Origin of the sequence: Haloarcula sp. 1CSR25-25 (genome assembly GCF_032027985.1) — an archaeon.
GTDB lineage: Archaea > Halobacteriota > Halobacteria > Halobacteriales > Haloarculaceae > Haloarcula.
This window is the reverse complement of record NZ_JAHYBW010000002.1, coordinates 523,296-541,213: the sequence shown is the minus strand read 5'-3', so window position 1 is coordinate 541,213 and position 17,918 is coordinate 523,296. Positions and strand designations below refer to the sequence as shown.

The following is a 17,918-nucleotide window of genomic DNA, read 5'->3' as shown; positions in this document are numbered from 1 at the left end:
TGCTGTTCCACCCTACTGAATAGAGATCCTTTACTCACGGTTGGGTCGTCACGGAGCCTCCACAGTCGGTGACGACCGTGCTGAATAGATCCTCTGTATCCCGCATGCAGTGTGTATCAGTTTCTAAGAGTTTGAACAGAGCCAACTATCCGGAAATAATCTACAATAATCCGTACGAGGGCACGCTCGCGCTCGTCGTCCGCGCGTCTGGGCGGCGTTCCGATCAGAAGATGCCGGTGCCCTCGATACGCGCCTCGTACAGGTCCTCGTACTCCGCACGGACCTGCGCGTGGTCGTACTCGGCGCAGGACTCGTCGACGGTCCGGCGCTCGAAGTCGGCCGATTCGGCGATCTTGTCGGCGATCTCCTGCGGGTTCGTCACCCGGAACGCCCGGTCGCGCTGCTCGATGAGTTCGTGGGCTGAGGACTCGGCCTGGTACTCGACGATGCCGATACAGCCACAGGCCATCGCCCAGAGGAGGTCAGTAGCGAAACACTCGCGGAACGCCGTCTGGACGAACACGTGTGCGCCCTTGTAGATGGAGACGCGCTCCTCGAGGTCGCACGCACCGACGAAGGTCACGCGGTCGTCGATGCGGAGGTCGGACGCCTCCTGTTCGTAATACTGCCGCTCCGGGCCGTCGCCGACGATCGTCGCCGACCAGTCCTTCTGTCTGAGTTCCGCCAGCCCGAGCAGCAGCGACTCGACGTTCGCGCTGCCGTCCAGTCGGTGGGCGTACACCACGTCGATCTCGTCGTCGGCCTCGGCCGCCCGAACGAGGTCCATGTCGATGCTCTGTGGGAGGACCGCGGTCTGGTCCGCCGTCGCCCCCCGCTCGCGGACCCGCGTTCGGACGAGTTCGGAGGGGGTGATGAGACAGTCCGACGAGCTGAGCGCGAGAGACGCACGGCGACTCTCGGGCACGTCCTCGTCGCCGAACCACTCCGTGAGCAGCGGCGCTCGTGACAGCGTCGCACCGGTCCTGGCCGCGAGTGCGACCGACGCTGGGGTCGGGTAGACGTGGACGACGTCCGGGCGGAACCGCGCGAGCATGACCGGCAGGCGGACACAGAAGGCAGGGACGGTCGGCGAGACGGTGACGGCGCGGTAGGTGACGCCGTCACGTTCGCGCTGATTGTCGAAGCCCGGCCACCACTGCGAACAGAACACGGTCACGTCGTGGCCGGCGGCGGCGAGTTCGGTAGCCACCCGCTCCAGCCGGGTCCGGCCCTCGGTGTCCCGGTACTGACTCGTCTCCATGGCGACGACCGCGACACGCATACAGGGGCGACGACGTGACCGCTCAAAAAGCCCCCGTTTGCAACAAAAGGTTTTGGCCGTGCCTGCCCTCCCTCCCGTTGTGACCGCGCACGACCTCTCTCGCTATCTGAACGTCCGCAGCGCCTACGGCAGTTCGTTCGCGCCGGACGGGACGCTCGCCTTCCTGATGGACACGACCGGCGTCGCCCAGGCCTGGTCGCTTACCGAGCCCCGCGGCTGGCCCGAGCAGTTGACGTTCTACGACGACTCCGTGAGCTTCGTCGACTACTCGCCCGAGCGCCGGGAACTCGTCTTCGGCATGGACGAGGGCGGCAACGAGCGGGCGCAGCTGTACCGCCTCGACGCGGACGGGCACGTCCACGAACTCACCGGGATGCCCGACGCGAAACACCGCTGGGGCGGCTGGTCGCCCGACGGCGAGCGCTTCGCGTTCGCGTCGAACCGCCGCGACGAGGCCGTCTTCGACATCTACGTGCAGGACCGCGACGCGACCGGCGACGACGCGGAACTGGTCTGGGAGGGCGACGGCTGGCTCTCCGTCGGCGGGTTCTCGCCCGACGGCAAGCGGCTGCTGGTCAGCGAAGCCCACTCCAGTTTCGACCAGGACATCTACGTGCTCGACCTCGACAGCGAGGAACTGACCCACCTCACGCCACACGACGGGAAGGTCCGGTACACGAGCGCATCGTGGGGGCCCGAGGGCGAGGCCGCCTATCTCGTCACCGACGCCGAGAGCGACACGCTCGAACTGGCCCGGCTCTCGCTCGACGGCGACCTCGAAATCGTCCGTTCCGACGACCAGTGGAACATCGACGGCGTCGCGCTGGACAGGGACAGCGGCCGGCTGGTGTACTCGCGCAACGTCGACGGCTACAACGACCTCACCGTCGGCGAACTGACGGGGCCGATGACCATCGAGACGTTCCCGGCGCCGGACCTGCCGGGCGGGCTGGCCGGGGGCGTTTCCTGGGGACCCGACGCCGAGCGCTTCGCCGTCAGCGTCACCGGGCGGACGGTCAACACCAACGTGTTCGTCGTGGAGACCGAAACCGGCGAGAGCGAGCAGTGGACGGCCGCCTCGACGGGCGGGGTTCCGCGCGAGACGTTCATCGAGCCGGAGGTGGTCCGGTTCGAGTCGTTCGACGGGCGGGAGATTCCGGCGCTGTTCTCGCTGCCAGACAGGGCGACAGCGGGGCCGGCGGCTGGCGACGCCGCCAGCGACACGCCCGTCATCGTGGACATCCACGGCGGCCCGGAGAGCCAGCGCCGGCCGTCGTTTTCCGGCCTGACCCAGTACTTCCTCTCGCGGGGCTACGCCGTCTTCGAGCCCAACGTCCGCGGGTCGACCGGCTACGGGAAGGCCTACACGCACCTCGACGACGTCGAAAAACGGATGGACTCCGTGCGGGACCTGCGGGCCGGCGTCGACTGGCTCCACGACCATCCGGCAGTCGACCCCGACCGAATCGTGGCGATGGGCGGGTCCTACGGCGGGTTCATGGTGCTTGCGGCGCTGACGGAGTACCCCGACATCTGGGCGGCCGGCGTCGACGTGGTCGGCATCGCCAACTTCGTCACCTTCCTCCAGAACACCGGCGACTGGCGGCGCGAACTCCGCGAGGCCGAGTACGGCTCCCTCGACGAGGACCGCGAGTTCCTCGAATCCATCTCGCCGATCAACAACGTCGACCGCATCGACGCGCCGCTGTTCGTCCTCCACGGTGCCAACGACCCGCGCGTCCCAGTTGGCGAGGCCGAGCAGATCGCCGAGCAGGCGGCCAAGCAGGGAGTTCCCGTGGAGAAACTCGTCTTCGACGACGAGGGCCACGGCATCAGCAAGCGGGCGAACCGCATCGAGGCCTACACCGCCGTCGTCGAGTTCCTCGACCAACACGTCTGATACTGTCGGCTGTACGTCTGTGACGGCGTTTGCCGCCCCGGAGCGGCGGACATCTCACAACAGGTATAGCAAACAGTATGCCCAGCGCTGCCGGCAGACCCGGAGACTGCGCGGGGAGTCAGGGGTTCCACAGGGAGTTTTCAGGTGACGAGAACGTTCAGACGGATTTATCATGGTTCCGAAGCACCGTTTCGTATGGAGATAGCCGATCGCTCGCGAGCGCGGGTACAGGAGCGCCTCGCCCGTCTCGAACAGGAGTTCGGCTCGACGCCGGTGGACCAGGCCACCTTCTCGGTGGGTGCGGAGGCGTACCAGCGTGCCGTCGAGCGCTCGCGGGAGGGCCAGGTCGACGTGCACGCGTTCGTCCACAACGAGTCGGGTGACGTGCTGCTCAGCGACGCTGACGGGTCATGGGAGGTTCCACAGGGGCAAACGCAGGGGATGGAGCGACCGGCGACGGCGGTCGAACGGGTCGTCACCGAGACGGCCGGCGTCGCCTGTACGATTCGAGACGCGGTGCGGGCCACCATCTGTGGGGTACGGAACGAGGCGGACCCGGATGCCGAGACGGTGTACCGGCTCAGCATCGTGTTCGACGCGGAGGTCAACAGCGCCGACCTCGAGGACGGCGAGGTCGCCGAGACGGCCGGCGAGGCCGAGGCGTCGATTCGATGGGACGACCCGGGTGAGGTCGCGGTCGCGGAACTGGTCTAGATTACGCCGGTGACCGTCGCCGCTTCTATCGCCGCTTCCTCGCTCATCCCGTCCCCGAGCACCGTGTAGCGGTCGCGGATCTGGTGGGCCGTGGTCAGCGCCTCGATCACCGTCTCGTCGTCGATGCCGAGCTCGTCCGCCGTCGTCGGCGCACCGATGGCGGCCAGCGCGTCTCTGGCGTCTCGCCACTTGCCTTTCTGGCCGCTGTGGAGGTATTCGGTCATTATAGAGCCGACGCCGACCTGGTGGCCGTGGAGCGCGCCGTTGGGGACGAGCCGGTCCAGCTGGTGGGAAAACAGGTGTTCCGCACCGCTTGCCGGGCGCGAGGAACCGGCGATGGACATCGCGACGCCCGAGGAGACGAGCGCTTTGACGACAATCCAGGACGACTCCTCCAGCCCCCGCTTGATCGAGTCGGCGCTCTCGACGAGCATCTCGGCGGTCATCTGGGAGAGCGCGCCGGCGTACTCGGAGTAGTGGACGTTCTTGAGCCGGTGAGCGAGCTGCCAGTCCCGAACGGCGGTGTAGTTCGAGATGATGTCGGCACAGCCGGCGGTGGTCAGCCGCCAGGGGGCCTCCGCCAGCACCTCGGTGTCGGCGATGACGGCCAGCGGCGGTTCGGCGGCGACGCTGTGGCGCGTATCGCCCTCGGGGACTGAGCCCCGGCCGGAGACGATGCCGTCGTGGCTCGCGGCCGTCGGCACCGAGACGAACCCCAGTCCCAGGTCGTCAGCCGCCATCTTCGTGATGTCGATGGCTTTCCCGCCGCCGACGCCCAGCAGAAAGCCCGCGTCGATCTCCGAGGCGTGGTCGATGACGCGCTGGACGGCGTCGAAGCTGGCCTTCTCGATGACGATCTCGGAGGGGTCATAGCCCTCGTCCTCGAACTGTGCGACCACTTTCTCGCCCGCGACCTCGTGTGGCGTCGGGCTGGAGACGATGAGCGGCCTGCCGGTCAGGTGGAGTTCGCTGACGGCCTCGATTGTCCGGTCGAGGACGCCGTGCCCGACCACGACGTTCCGGGGCAGGCGTATCCAGGTGCGTTTCTCGAACATGGTTGCCTGTCTCCGGGCACGCGTGAAAACAGTTTAGGTGCGCGCAGTCAGTCAGGGCGCCGAGAGCGAACCGGCAGCAAATCTTTTGGCAACTATCACACACCAGTTTTCCAAAAACAATTATTAACATCGATGTTTGGGTGGGCCTGTCATGGTAGATGACACGACTGACGACGGCATGCGGGCGTCTCGGCGGACGTTTCTGAAAGCGACCGGTATGGCCAGCGCAGCGGCCGCGACCGGCGCAGGTGTTGGGACCGCCGCGGCGCAACCGGACGTCGGTTCGCTCGTCGGCGACCTCACACTGGAACAGAAAGCGGCCCAGATGACACAGGTCGCGATTAGCTCCTTCGAGGCGGAGCCGGAGGAATCGAACGTCCCCGACAGCTTCGGGGTCGACACGGTCGGCGAGTACTTCAGTGAACTCGGCGTCGGGTCGGTCCTCTCCGGCGGGGCCGAGCCGCCGAGCTTCGACGCCAACGAGGTGGTCCAGGGTATCAACGCCCTGCAGGAGTACAACCTGGCGAACGCCGACCACGGCATCCCGTTCCTCTACGGCGTCGACGCGACACACGGGAACGGCCTGCTGGAGGGGGCGACGGTGTTCCCCCAGCGGCTGAACATGGGTGCGACGCGCGACCTGGACCTGATCGCGGAGGCCGAACGCCACACGAGCGACGCGACGGCGTCGATGGGCGCTCACTGGACGTTCGCGCCGACGACCGACCTCCAGCGGGACCCCCGCTGGGGCCGTTTCTTCGAGGGTGTCAGCGAGGACCCGAAGCTCGAAGGCGACGTATCGCAAGCACGGGCGCGGGCCCTCGAGGACGACGACCGGCTGACAGCGTGTGTCAAGCACTTCGCGGCCTACTCCATCCCGAACAACGGCAACGACCGCGCGCCGGCCTCGACGTCCCTTCGCGACCTCCGGACGAACATCCTCCCGCCGTACCGGGACGCGCTGGAGTCCGAACCCGGAACGGTGATGGTCAACAGCGGCGCGATAAACGGGATTCCGGCCCACGCCTCCCACTGGCTGCTGACGACGCTGCTCCGGGACACCTACGGCTACGAGGGGATGGTCGTCTCGGACTGGGACGACCTGCACCGGATGATAACCAACCACGACTACGCGCCCGATTTCGAGACGGCGACTGAGATGGCCATCAACGCCGGTATCGACATGTACATGATCGGCAACGGCGGCGACGCGCCGGGTCCGGTCCAGTTCATCGACACCGTCGTCGGCCTCGTCGAGGACGGCGCGATTCCGATGGCGCGCATCGACGGAGCGGTCCGCCGAATCCTCGAACTGAAGGCCGACCTCGGCCTGTTCGAGCAGCCGACGGTCGACGCGTCCCGCATCGGGAACGTGCTCGGCGGCGCACAGGATTCGTCAGAGACGATGGCAAAGGAGTCGCTGGTCCTGCTGAAAAACGCCGACGACACGCTCCCGCTCTCGGGCGACGAGAGCGTCCTGCTGACCGGCCCCGGCGTCGACGGCGACGGCAACAACACCCGCGCGCTGATGCAACACGGCGGCTGGACGCTCGGCTGGCAGGGGGCCAGCGCCGGCGGCCCGTACCCGCGCCAGAACCTCCTCGAAGACGCGCTCCGCGCTCGGGTCGGCAGTCTCACGCACGTACCGACCCTGTACGAGAACACCACCTGGTGGGCCGGCGAAGGTGACGGCCAGAACCAGCAAAGCGACGAGAACGGCGACTTCGAGTTTACCGACGGGCAGCGGTCACAGGTCGAGTCGGCGGCCCCCGAGTCAGACGCCGTCGTCGTGGTGCTCGGCGAGGGGACCCACAACGAGGGCTTTGGCGACCGGGACGAACTGGTCCTCGACGAGTCCCAGCAGGCCCTCCTCGACACCGTCACCGAGTCCACCGACGATTCGACGCCGATTATCGGCGTCATGCTCGCCGGCGCGCCGCGGGGGTCCCCGGAGACGTTCAGCCAGCTCGACGCGCTCCTGTTTGCCGGCCAGCCCGGGAGCGACGGCGGGGTCGCCATCGCCGAGACGCTCGTCGGCGAGTACAACCCTTCGGGTAAGCTTCCGTTCAGCTGGCCCGAGAACGTCGGAACCACGCCTGTACAGTACAACCGCTACGACCCGACGTCGACGGGAGCGACGGACAACACCGCGCTCTTCGAGTACGGCCACGGGCTTTCCTACACCGACTTCGAGTACGGGAGCGTCTCGGTCACACAGCCGACCATCGGGAACCCGGCCAATCAGTCGGAGGTGACCGTCAGCGTCGAGGTGACAAACACCGGCGGGATGGCCGGCGAGCACATCGTCGAGGTGTTCAACACCCAGTCATACGGCTCGGTGCTCCAGCCGATTCGCCGGCTGCTGGGCTACGAGCGCGTCTCGCTGGCTCCCAATGAGTCAGCCACGGTGGACGTGACCGCCGACCTGACGGCGCTTGAAGTCGTTCCCGGTGACGTACTCGCACTGGGCCCGAAGGTCGTCGAAGCCGGCGAGTACGAGCTCACCGTGGGTCAGGACGGCCCGACGACCACGCTCACCGTCGAGAACGCGGCGAGCATCACCGACCCGGACCCCGTTCCGGGCCTCCCGAACGGGTCGGGTGGCAACCCCGGCCGGGGCACTGGCGACAACGGGAACGGGAACAACAGCAACCGCGACCCCACCATGGAGGACGTCGTGGACCTGCTTGACGAGGTTCGGCAACGTTCCTGAGCGTGCTGGCGCGGTCCCGCTCCGCCGGTGGCCCGTGCTGGAGCACCACCCCGTACAGAGACACGTCGTCGCACTCGCAGGCTCACTAATCGTTATATATCCCCGATGATATTAGCCGAAACAGCGACCCAGTGACAGGAACCCACCCAGCACGGTTTGAGCGGGACACGCATGCCTGACTCCACACGTCAACCCGAGGCGACCGTTCGGGACCGACTAAAGCAGTACGGCCTCTCCGAGACAGAAGCCGAGACGTACCTCGCGGTCGTCGAAACGGGACCGGCAACGGCACGAACGGTGGCTGAAACGGCAGGGGTCTCCAAGAGCTACGTGTACGACATCTGTGATTCCCTGGCTGCGGACGGCTTCGTCACCGTCGACGACCACCGGACGCCGACAGTCATCCGTGCGAGGCCCCCGTCGGAGGCCTTCGGCACGCTGAAACGCGAACTCGACACCCTAGAGACTGCGGTGCAGGCCCGGTACGAGGACAGCTCGGCCGACGACAACTCCTTCGAGGTGGTCAAGTCCAGACCGACCATCATCAAGCGCCTGAAACAGCACATCGAGGCCGCCGACTGCGAGGTCGTGCTCCAGATTCCGGCCCGCCGGCTCCCCGACATCCGCGACACGCTCTGCCGTGCCCGTGAACGGGGCATCCTCGTCCTCCTGACGCTGTCGAGCGCCGACCCGGCACCGATGAATCTGGAGCTAGAGGGGGTCGCCAACGCCGTCCGCCTCGGCCTCGACGGCACGCCCTCGTTGCTTGCGACGGACCAGCAGCGCGGGTTCGTCTCGCCGGCGACGATGCTCACCTGGGACCACGACGAGACGAACGCGATCACGTTCACGCAGGAGGCGGTCGCGGCGGTGCTGGTCGGTTCCTACCTGGGCAACTACTGGCCGATAGGCGAGGAGATTCTCGTCTCGCGGCCCCCGTCGCTCCCGGCCCGGTACGACATGTTCCGCCACGTCGTGTTCACGACCACGCTCGCGCTCCGAGCCGGCGAGTCCGTCGTTGCCGACCTGTACGCGCGGCCGACAGGCTCCGACGACGACTTCGAGGTGATAACCGGCGAGGTGGTCGACGTGAGACAGAACCTCGTCGAACCGCACAACAGCGATTTCGGGTTCGAGAACTCGCTGGTCGTCGACACCGGACAGGACCGCGTCACCGTCGGTGGATACGGCGCGTTCCTGGAGGACTACGAGGTCCGGCAGACGACGCTCCGCCGGGCGTAGTGGCTACTCGGTCAGGCGGTCGATGAGGGCCGCTTCCGCGTCCCGGGCAGGCCCGAACTCCCGGCCGGTCCGGCCGTTCTCCCGATGCTCGGCGACGGTCACGGCCAGGGCCGTCTCGTGGGGCGTCGACGACCAGCCCAGGTCGCGGAGCTTCGCCGTCGACAGCAGATGGGGCGAGTCGCGGTAGATGGGGAAGTCGTCGGGGGCAAGCCCCGCTGCGGCGAGCTCGCGCTCGCCGACGCCGATAGTCTCGACTTCCGTCTCGTGGACCCCGGCGAGCAGGTCGACCCACTCCCGGAGCGTCGGCGCGTGCTCGTCGCCGACGTTGTAGGCCTCGCCGGCCGTCCCCCGCTCCGCGACGAGCCGAAGCGCACTCGCGACGTCCTCGACGTAGGCCATCTGCCACAGGCTGAGTCCGTCGCTGGGAACGACAAGTCGGTCGTACTCGGCCACGCGGTCGACCCAGTAGGCAAAGCGCTCGGTGTAGTCGTAGGGACCGTACACGACGGTCGGCCGGACGCTCATCGCCCGTACGCCGGCCTCGGCTGCGGCGAACACCTCACGGTCGCCCTCGGCTTTCCGCGGCCCGTAGGTCGCCGCGCTGTCGGTCGTGGCCTGCTCGGCTGTACAGCCCGCAAGCGGCGTCTCCCCCTCCCGCTTGGGCGTCCGTTCGGCGCCGTAGGCCGCGCCGCTGGAGACGTACACGTACGCCGCTGTGTCGGCGAACACGTCGGTCGCCGCCCGAACGTCCGCCGGGAAGTACGCCACGCAGTCGACGACTGCGTCGGGGTCTACCTGGTCGCGAGCGGCTTCGAGCGTGGCTCGTTCGCGGCGGTCGCCTTCGACGTGGGCGACGTCGGTGTCTGCGAACGGGTTCGCGCGCCGGCCGCGGGTGAGCATCGTCACGTCGTAGCCCGCGTCGCGGAACTCGGTGACCGTCTGTCGGCCGATGAACCTGCCGCCGCCGATGACGAGGACGCTGTCCATAGCGTTGCCTGTCCCGGCAGCATCAAAAAACGGTACGTCGAAGTCGGTCGGCCGTCGCCGATGCCGGCCGCTCAGTCGTCGGTGGAAGCGGCGAAGTCGGCTTCGACGGCGTCGGCGCTCGGTGCGGCCTTGGCCGGCGGCTCGTTGCGCACGTCGTCGCGCTCGCGGTCGGCGATGACCTCGGCGTAGGCGTCGGGCATCACCTTCGTGAAGTTCTCCAGTTCGGCGTCCCAGTCCGCCAGGAGTTCCGCCGCGCGGTCGGAGTCGGTGTAGGCGGCGTGGTTCTCGACGAGTCGGGTTATCATCTGGCGGTCCTTGCCCTCCAGCGTGTCGGACAGCGACACCATGCCGGTGTTTGCCTTCTCCTCGAACTCGCCGTCGGGGTCGTAGACGTAGGCGACGCCGCCGGACATGCCGGCCGCGAAGTTCTTGCCCGTCTCGCCCAGCACGACGATAGCGCCACCGGTCATGTACTCACAGCCGTGGTCGCCAACGCCCTCGACGACGCCCTTGATTCCGGAGTTACGGACGGCGAAGCGCTCGCCGGCCATGCCGTTGACGTAGGCCTCGCCCTGGGTCGCGCCGTACAGGGCGACGTTGCCGATGACGATGTTCTCCGTCGGGTCGAAGGGAGCGCTGTCGGGCGTGTTCAGGATGAGCTTCCCGCCCGAGAGCCCCTTGCCGACGTAGTCGTTGGCCGTCCCGGTCAGCTCCATCGTCACGCCCTGCGCGAGGAACGCGCCGAAGGACTGGCCGGCCGTGCCGTCGAAGTCGACCCGGATAGTGTCGTCCGCGAGGCCGTCGCTGGCGTGCTCGCGTGAGATGCGGTTCGAGAGCGTCGCCCCGACCGCGCGGTCGACGTTGTTGATGTCGGCGTCGATAGCGACCGGGTCGCCCTCGTAGATGGCGTCCTCGGCTGCGTCGATGAGGTCCCAGTCGAGCTGCTGGTCGACCTCGTGGGTCTGCTCGCGTTGCTTGTAGCGGCCGTCGTTGTCGGCCGGTTCAGCGATGACGGCCGAGAGGTCGAGCTTCTGGGCCTTTGGCTGGGTCACGTCGTCGCGCTGTTCCAGCACACTCGGCCGGCCGACCATCTCGTCGATCGTCTCGAAGCCGAGTTCGGCCATGATCTCGCGCAGTTCCTGGGCCACGAAGGTCATGTAGTTGATGACGTGCTGTGGCTCGCCGGGGAACCGCTCCCGGAGGTTCTCGTTCTGCGTTGCGATGCCGACCGGACAGGTGTTCTCGTGACACTGCCGGGCCATCACACAGCCGGAGGTGACCAACGACGCGGTCCCGAAGGTGTACCCCTCGGCGCCGAGCAGGGCGGCGACGGCCACGTCTCGGCCGGTCTTCATGCCGCCGTCGGTTGTCACCTTGATGCGCGAGCGCAGGCCGGTCGCCCGGAGCATCTGGTTTGCCTCGGAGACACCCAGTTCCCAGGGGAGGCCGGCGTTCTTGATCGAGGTCTTCGGCGACGCGCCGGTCCCGCCGTCGTGGCCCGAGATGTGGACCACGTCGGCGTTGGCCTTGGCGACGCCGGCCGCGATGGTACCGATACCGTCCTCGGAAACAAGCTTGACGTTGATATCGGCCTCGGGGTTCGAGGCCTTGAGGTCGTGGATGAGCTGTTTTAAGTCCTCGATGGAGTAGATGTCGTGCAGCGGCGGCGGCGAGATGAGGCCGACACCCGGCGTCGCGTACCGGACGTGGGCAATCATCTCGTTGACCTTCTTGCCGGGCAGGTGGCCGCCCTCGCCGGGCTTGGAGCCCTGGGCCATCTTGATCTGTAGCTCGTCGGCCGACGCCAGGTAGTCGGAGGTGACGCCGAAGCGGCCGGAGGCGACCTGCTTGGTCATACACTCCTTCTCGGTGTCGAACCGTTCGGGCGGTTCGCCACCCTCACCTGTGTTGGCGTTGGCCCCGAGCCGGTTCATCGCGATGGCGTTGTTCTCGTGCATCTCGGGCGACAGCGACCCGAGCGACATCGCCGCGGTTTCGAAGCGCTCGACGATGTCCTCGACCGGCTCGACGTCCTCGATGGGGACGGGCTTGCGGTCGGAATCGAACTCGAGCAGGCCCCGCAGCGTCTGGAGCTCCTCGTTCTGGTCGTTGATGAGCTCGGCGAACTCCTTGTACGTGTCGTAGTCGCCCATGCGGACGGCCTGCTGGATCTTGCCGACCGTGTTGGGGTTCCACTGGTGGTGGATGCCGTTCGAACGGAACTCGTACTCGCCCTGGCGGGGCATGTCCGGCTCCTCCTCGCTCCAGGCGATATCGTGGCGCTGCGTGAGGTCGTCCTCGATCTCCTCGATGCCGATACCCTCGGTCCGGGAGGTCGTGCCCTCGAAGTACTCGGCGACGAAGTCCGAGGAGAGGCCGACGGCCTCGAATATCTGGGCACCCTGATAGGACTCGACCGTGGAGATACCCATCTTGGCCATCGTCTTCAGGAGGCCGTCCTCGACGGCGGTGATGTAGGCGTCGATAGCGTCAGCCAGGTCCGCGCCGTCCGGGCCGGCCACCAGGTCCTCGATGGTCTGGTAGGCCAGGTAGGGGTTGACGGCCCCGGCCCCGTAGCCGATGAGCGTCGCGAAGTGATGCACCGCACGCGGGTCGCCGGACTCGACGACGACGCCGACGTGATTGCGGAGACCGTTGCGGACGAGGTGGTGGTGGACGCCCCCGACGGCGAGGAGGCTCGGAATCGGCACGCGGTCCTCGTCCGCGCCCCGGTCGGAAAGCACCAGAATGTCGTGTTCCCTGGCAGCGGCGTCGGCCTCGGCCCGCACGTCTTCGACGGCCTGGCGGAGGTCCCCGCCCTCCTCGTAGGTGATGTCGATGACCTTCGTGGACATGCCGTTCTCGGACACGTTCTTGATGGACTCCGTCTCCTCGTCGGTGAGTATCGGCGAGTCAAGCACTAGCTGGCGGGCGTGGTCCTGGCTCTCGTCGAGGATGTTGCGCTGGTGGCCCAGCCGGGATTCGAGCGAGGTGACGAGCTCCTCGCGGATGTAGTCAAGCGGCGGGTTCGTCACCTGGGCGAACAGCTGCTTGAAGTAGGTGAACAGCGGGCGGTTGAACTGCGAGAGGACCGACAGCGGCGTGTCGTCGCCCATGGAGCCGACGGGGTCTTTCCCCTTCTCGGCCATCGGCTCGATGAGGTGGTCGACCTCGTCGTACGTGTAGCCGTACATGGCCTGGTGGCTCCGGAGGGCGTCCGCGGGGTCCCGGGGCGCGTTGTTCTCGCGGTCGGCGACCTCGTCGATGCTGACCTGTTCCTCGGCGACCCACTCGCCGTACTTGTCGTCGGTGATGTCGTCGAAGACCTCCTCGTCGGGGATGACGCGGCCCTCTTCCGGGTCGGCGAGGAAACACTGCCCGGGCTGGAGCCGGCCGCGTTCCTCGATTTCGCTGGCGTCGTGTTCCAGCGCACCGGCTTCGGAGGACATCACGAGCGTGTTGTCGGCCAGCACGTCGTAGCGACACGGACGGAGGCCGTTCCGGTCGAGGACGGCACCGATGCGGTCGCCGTCGGTGGCCGCGACGAGCGCCGGGCCGTCCCAGGGCTCGACCAGCGAGGCGTGGTAGTCATAGAAGTCACGCCGGTCGCCGGTCACGTCGTTCATCTCGCCGCGCCAGGCTTCGGGGATGAGCATCCGGAGGGCGTGGGGGAGGTCGCGGCCGCCCTGCAACAGGAGTTCGAGCGCGTTGTCGACGCTCGCGGTGTCTGACTGCTCGGGGTCATCGATGATGGGCTTGATTTTCTCCAGGTCGCCCTCGAACTCGTCGCTCTGGATGTCAGTCTCCCGAGCGCGCATCCAGTTGATGTTCCCCTGGATAGTGTTGAACTCGCCGTTGTGGATGATACGGCGGTAGGGGTGGGCGAGGTGCCACGCGCCCAGCGTGTTCGTCGAGAAGCGGGCGTGGACCATCGCGAACGTCGACTGCACCCGGTCGTCTTCCAGGTCCGGGTAGTAGTCTTCGAGCTGCTCGGCCTTGAGCAGGCCCTTGTAGACGACGACGTCGGTCGCGAGCGAGACGACGTAGAAGCGCTCGTTGCCCGTCGGTTTCTCCTCTTTGACGGTGTTTTCGAGCGACCGGCGGCCGACGTACAGCTGGTTCTCGAAGGCGTCGCCGGTCTTACCCGTCGCAGAGGTGACGAAGAACTGGACGATGTCGGGCTCGGATTCCAGCGCCGTCGCGCCGAGGTCGCTGTTGTCCGTGGGAACGTCTCGCCATTCGAGGACGTCCAGGCCCTCTCCGGCGAGTTCCGTCTCGACGAGGTCTTTCAGGCTTGCAGCGACCTCGTCGTCTTTCGGGAGAAAGAGCGTCCCGACGGCGTACTCGCCAGCGGGTGGCAGGTCGGCGTCGACTTCGGCAGCGAAAAACTCGTGTGGAGTCTGGAGCATGATGCCCGCTCCGTCGCCCGTGTTCTGCTCGGCTCCTGTCGTCCCTCGATGTTCGAGGTTGTCGAGGAGTTCGAGTCCGTCCGATACAACCCAGTGGTCGCTCTGGCCGTCGAGGTCCATAACGACCCCGACGCCGCAGTTCGACCGCTCGTCCGTGGGGTCTGCAAGCCCGGCGTCGCCTGCAGAGAGACCCGTCTGTCGCTCAACCATGTGTTTCACGACTAGGTATGCCCCTATAAGAGGGTACTCCTAATGGTATAAGTGTTGTTTAACCCCACATTAAGGCATATATATTTGTCACGATTGTTCGGTCTATATCATGATTTATATGTGGGTGACTGCAGGCTGGCGGTTTGTCCGGAACTCAGCCGAGTATCGGCGCAGCCGACTCCTCGATGCCCGAAACGTAGGCAGTAATGTCAGTCGTCGTCAACATTCCGACCACACCCTCCGTCTCGTCGACGACGGGGAGGTGGTGGACACCGTGGTCCAGCATCAGGCTAGCAGCCGTCTCGACGGCGTCGTTTGCCGTCACTGTAATCAGCTCCGTCGTCATGAATTCGGAAACACTCAGTCCGGTCGTATCGCCGCCCTCCGCGGCGATTTCGACGAAGTCCGTCGAGGTGAGAATCCCCGATAGCTCCCCGTCGGCACCGGCGACAACGACGGAACTGATGTTCTCGTCGAGCATCCGCTTTGCGACCGCTTTCGCGTTCGCGTCGGCGGCAACAGTCGTTACAGGCGATGACATAATTCGTCCGACAAACACGTCTTCCATGCGAGTCGATAACATGGGTCGCAATATAACCGTGTTGGTTCCGGATATCTATCGATTCCAGCGACAGAGAAATATATAAGGTCATAATATGCCGCGTTCCGCTGTTACGTCTGCACCGACTCGCCAGTCCCCCGCAGCATCGGCCCAGGTGGTCGGTCTCGACAGGACTACCGCCTGCCCGTACTGTTGGCTGTCCCGATTTCGAGATATTCGCCACCTCGGGGTGGCGAACGCCGACACAAACGGACAGCCGACAGGAGCACTGGGACCCGGAATATCCGTTGCCCACGACGGTATCTGTTCGCCGTTTGGCGTTTGTATGACTGTAGTCTGACGGCGATTTATATACGTAGGGCCAGCAGTGCTCATCGGGGGCACGGAGGAAAATGTCACACGCTCCCCGACCCCATCCTTCCTTCAGTCGGCCGGTTGTCAGGGTAGTCGCGTCGCTCGTCCGGCAGACGTGCGTCGGAAACATCCCGAAGAATGGACGAAACGCGGTGCTGCCCCTCAGTAGCTCTTGGCGAAGTACGCCGTCTCCTCGGCGTCCTCGCCGCAGATGGCGCAGTCGTCGTGGATCGGTTCCTCGTCGCGGTCCAGCGGGACCATCACGATCTCGGCCGCGATGGCGTCCTTGATCGGTTCCTCGCAGTCCGCGTCGCCACACCAGCCACACTTCACGTAGCCGCCGTGCTGACCGATGGTACCCAGAATCTCCTCGCGGGACTCCGCCTCGCGGATTCCGCCTTCCAGCGTCTCCTCGGCGCTGGCGTACAGCTTGGCGTGGACGGCGTCGAGGTGCTCGGTGACGGTGTCGGCGATGCCATCGCGGTCGACCGTCTCTGTCTCGCCGTCGGGACGGTGGACCAGCGTGGCCTCCCCGTCCTCGACTTCGTGGGGACCGACTTCGACCCGGAGGGGAACGCCGTGCAGTTCGTGCTCGTTGTACTTGAAGCCGGGATTGCGGTGCTCGCGGTCGTCGAGTTCGACGCGGACACCGGCCTCGTCGAGTTCGGCGGCGAGGTCGGCGGCGTAGTCGACGACCTCCGCCTGGGTGTCCTCCTGCCAGATGGGGACGACCACGACCTGGTCAGGCGCGAGCGCGGGCGGGAGGACGAGCCCCTGGTCGTCGGAGTGGGTCATGATGAGCGCGCCCATCGCACGCCACGACAGCCCCCAGGACGTCGTGTGGGCGGTGTTCTCTTCCTCGTCGGCGTCGGCGTAGGTGATGTCGAACGCCTCGCCGAAGGAGGTCCCGAGGTAGTGGGAGGTAGCGGCCTGCACGGTCTTGCCGTCGGGCATCAGCGTCTCGATAGTTGTCGTGGTGTGCGCCCCGGGGAACTTGTCGTGGGGCGGCTTGCGTCCCTTCAGCGGCGGCATCGCCATGACCTCCTCGTAGAGGCGGGCGTACTGGTCCAGGCGGGTCATCGTCTCCTCCCACGCGCCGTCCTCGTCGGCGTGGGCGGTGTGGCCCTCCTGCCAGAGGAACTCCTTGGTTCGGAAGAACGGTTTGGTCTCGGTGGCCTCCCACCGCACGACCGAACACCACTGGTTCAGTCGCATCGGGAGGTCACGGTGCGAGCGGGTCCACTGGGCCATGAACGGCGCGATGATGGACTCGCTGGTGGGCCGAACGGCGAGGCGCTCTTCGAGTTCCTCGTGGCCGCCGTGGGTCACCCACGCGACCTCGGGGTCGAACCCCTCGACGACGTCTTTCTCCTTCTCCAGATAGCTCTCGGGGATAAACAGCGGGAAGTAGGCGTTCTGAACGCCGGAGTCCTTGAACCAGCCGTCGAGGTTGCTCTGGATGCGCTCCCAGATGGCGTAGCCACGTGGGCGCGTGACGATGAACCCGCCCATGGGGGCGTAGTCAGCGAGGCCGGCCTTCTGGACGACCTCGGCGTACCACTCGCCGGGTGAATGCTCCTTGCTCTCGGTGATGCCGAGTTCCTGCTCGCCACTCATTAGATGTGTCGTGGCCCACGGCGCTAATAAACTCCCCGAAGGGTGCTGAGCCGCTGGCAAGTCGGCCGGGGCCGTGTTCGGGACTGTTACACCCGGACCGTCATTTCGTCGCCGGGCGCCGGACCGCCGAATGCCGCCGCCGCGGACCCGCCCCGCAGGAACAGTTCCTGATAGGGGTCACCCCCACCGGCCGACCCGGGTACGATAGCGAGAGCGCCCTCCGGAACCTCCGACACGGCGTCCCTGACGACGACCTCCCGGGCCTCGCCGTTGAGTTCGACGGCGACCGTGTCGCTTCCCGGTGTGAACTCCGAGTGGCGGACCGAGGTCTTGACGTTCCCGTAGCCGTCGACGTGGCAGACGACAGACTCGGGCGGGGCCGGCACGTCGTCGAGCGACCGCTCTGCCCCGAGCGAGGAGCGGTTGCCCTTCGCGATTTCGGCGACCCGGCGCGGGAACACGTCCCGCGACCGGAACTGGCCGGTGTCGGCCGGCAGTTCGACTTCGTGAAACGTCGTGGCGCGGTCTGCGATAAACGAGAGGTTGTAGCCGGCGTCGACGGCGACGACGGGGACGCCGTTGTCCAGTTCGAGATAGCAGAGCGGGCCGCCGGTGTCCGCCCGCTCCGGTGTCGACTCCGTGGTCCGTGGCGCGGTGTTCGAGTAGACCAGCAGGTCGTCGAACGGGGGGTTGTGGACGCCGAGCTGTGCGATCCAGAACCCCGTGGCGACGGTAGAGAACGGCTGCACCTCGGTCGACTGGACGGTGATCGTCGGGTCGGCGGCGGTGAGGCGGTGGACGACCTCAGAGAAGGCCGGGTCGGCCGGGCCGTAGTCCGCGATGAGGTGAACGAAGGTACTCATGTGAAGCTCC

The 17,918-nt window shown here is 66.6% G+C and carries 11 protein-coding genes; 4 read left to right on the top strand and 7 right to left on the bottom strand.

The window, feature by feature from the left end; all coding sequences use genetic code 11:
* Positions 1–223 precede the first annotated feature (223 nt).
* The gene (locus KZ498_RS07865) at positions 224–1,282 is read right to left on the bottom strand and encodes a glycosyltransferase (RefSeq protein WP_312618134.1); all 1,059 of its coding nucleotides are present in this window, start codon (positions 1,280–1,282) and stop codon (positions 224–226) included.
* Positions 1,283–1,361: 79 nt separating this feature from the next.
* Between KZ498_RS07865 and KZ498_RS07860 the strand changes: the two genes are divergently transcribed.
* Together KZ498_RS07860 and KZ498_RS07855 are read left to right on the top strand one after the other, a co-directional pair.
* Entirely contained in the window at positions 1,362–3,182 is a 1,821-nt protein-coding gene (locus tag KZ498_RS07860) for a S9 family peptidase (protein WP_312618133.1), read from the top strand.
* A gap of 195 nt (positions 3,183–3,377) precedes the next feature.
* A complete protein-coding gene (locus tag KZ498_RS07855) occupies positions 3,378–3,896 on the top strand; it encodes a hypothetical protein (RefSeq protein ID WP_312618132.1) in 519 nt (172 codons plus the stop codon).
* Here the strand turns inward: KZ498_RS07855 and KZ498_RS07850 are convergent.
* Complete coding sequence (locus KZ498_RS07850) at positions 3,893–4,951, bottom strand: NAD(P)-dependent glycerol-1-phosphate dehydrogenase (RefSeq protein ID WP_312618131.1); 1,059 nt, start codon at positions 4,949–4,951, stop codon at positions 3,893–3,895. The two genes, KZ498_RS07855 and KZ498_RS07850, sit on opposite strands and share 4 nt — an antisense overlap.
* Positions 4,952–5,102: 151 nt before the next feature.
* Between KZ498_RS07850 and KZ498_RS07845 the strand changes: the two genes are divergently transcribed.
* Positions 5,103–7,664 (top strand): glycoside hydrolase family 3 N-terminal domain-containing protein, encoded by a 2,562-nt coding sequence (locus KZ498_RS07845; protein WP_312618130.1) that lies wholly within the window; start codon positions 5,103–5,105, stop codon positions 7,662–7,664.
* 171 nt (positions 7,665–7,835) lie between these two features.
* Entirely contained in the window at positions 7,836–8,906 is a 1,071-nt protein-coding gene (locus KZ498_RS07840) for a TrmB family transcriptional regulator sugar-binding domain-containing protein (protein WP_312618129.1), read from the top strand.
* A gap of 3 nt (positions 8,907–8,909) precedes the next feature.
* Here KZ498_RS07840 and KZ498_RS07835 read toward each other — a convergent pair whose 3' ends face one another.
* From KZ498_RS07835 to KZ498_RS07815, 5 genes are all read right to left on the bottom strand, one after another.
* Complete coding sequence (locus KZ498_RS07835) at positions 8,910–9,893, bottom strand: NAD-dependent epimerase/dehydratase family protein (protein WP_312618128.1); 984 nt, start codon at positions 9,891–9,893, stop codon at positions 8,910–8,912.
* 71 nt (positions 9,894–9,964) lie between these two features.
* A complete protein-coding gene (gltB, locus tag KZ498_RS07830; protein ID WP_312618127.1) occupies positions 9,965–14,512 on the bottom strand; it encodes a glutamate synthase large subunit in 4,548 nt (1,515 codons plus the stop codon).
* Between the two features lie 154 nt (positions 14,513–14,666).
* The gene (locus KZ498_RS07825; protein ID WP_312618126.1) at positions 14,667–15,080 is read right to left on the bottom strand and encodes a CBS domain-containing protein; all 414 of its coding nucleotides are present in this window, start codon (positions 15,078–15,080) and stop codon (positions 14,667–14,669) included.
* Between the two features lie 510 nt (positions 15,081–15,590).
* Complete coding sequence (proS, locus tag KZ498_RS07820) at positions 15,591–17,045, bottom strand: proline--tRNA ligase (protein ID WP_312618125.1); 1,455 nt, start codon at positions 17,043–17,045, stop codon at positions 15,591–15,593.
* An 86-nt stretch (positions 17,046–17,131) separates the two neighbouring features.
* Entirely contained in the window at positions 17,132–17,908 is a 777-nt protein-coding gene (locus KZ498_RS07815; RefSeq protein ID WP_312618124.1) for an SAM hydroxide adenosyltransferase, read from the bottom strand.
* Positions 17,909–17,918 lie beyond the last annotated feature (10 nt).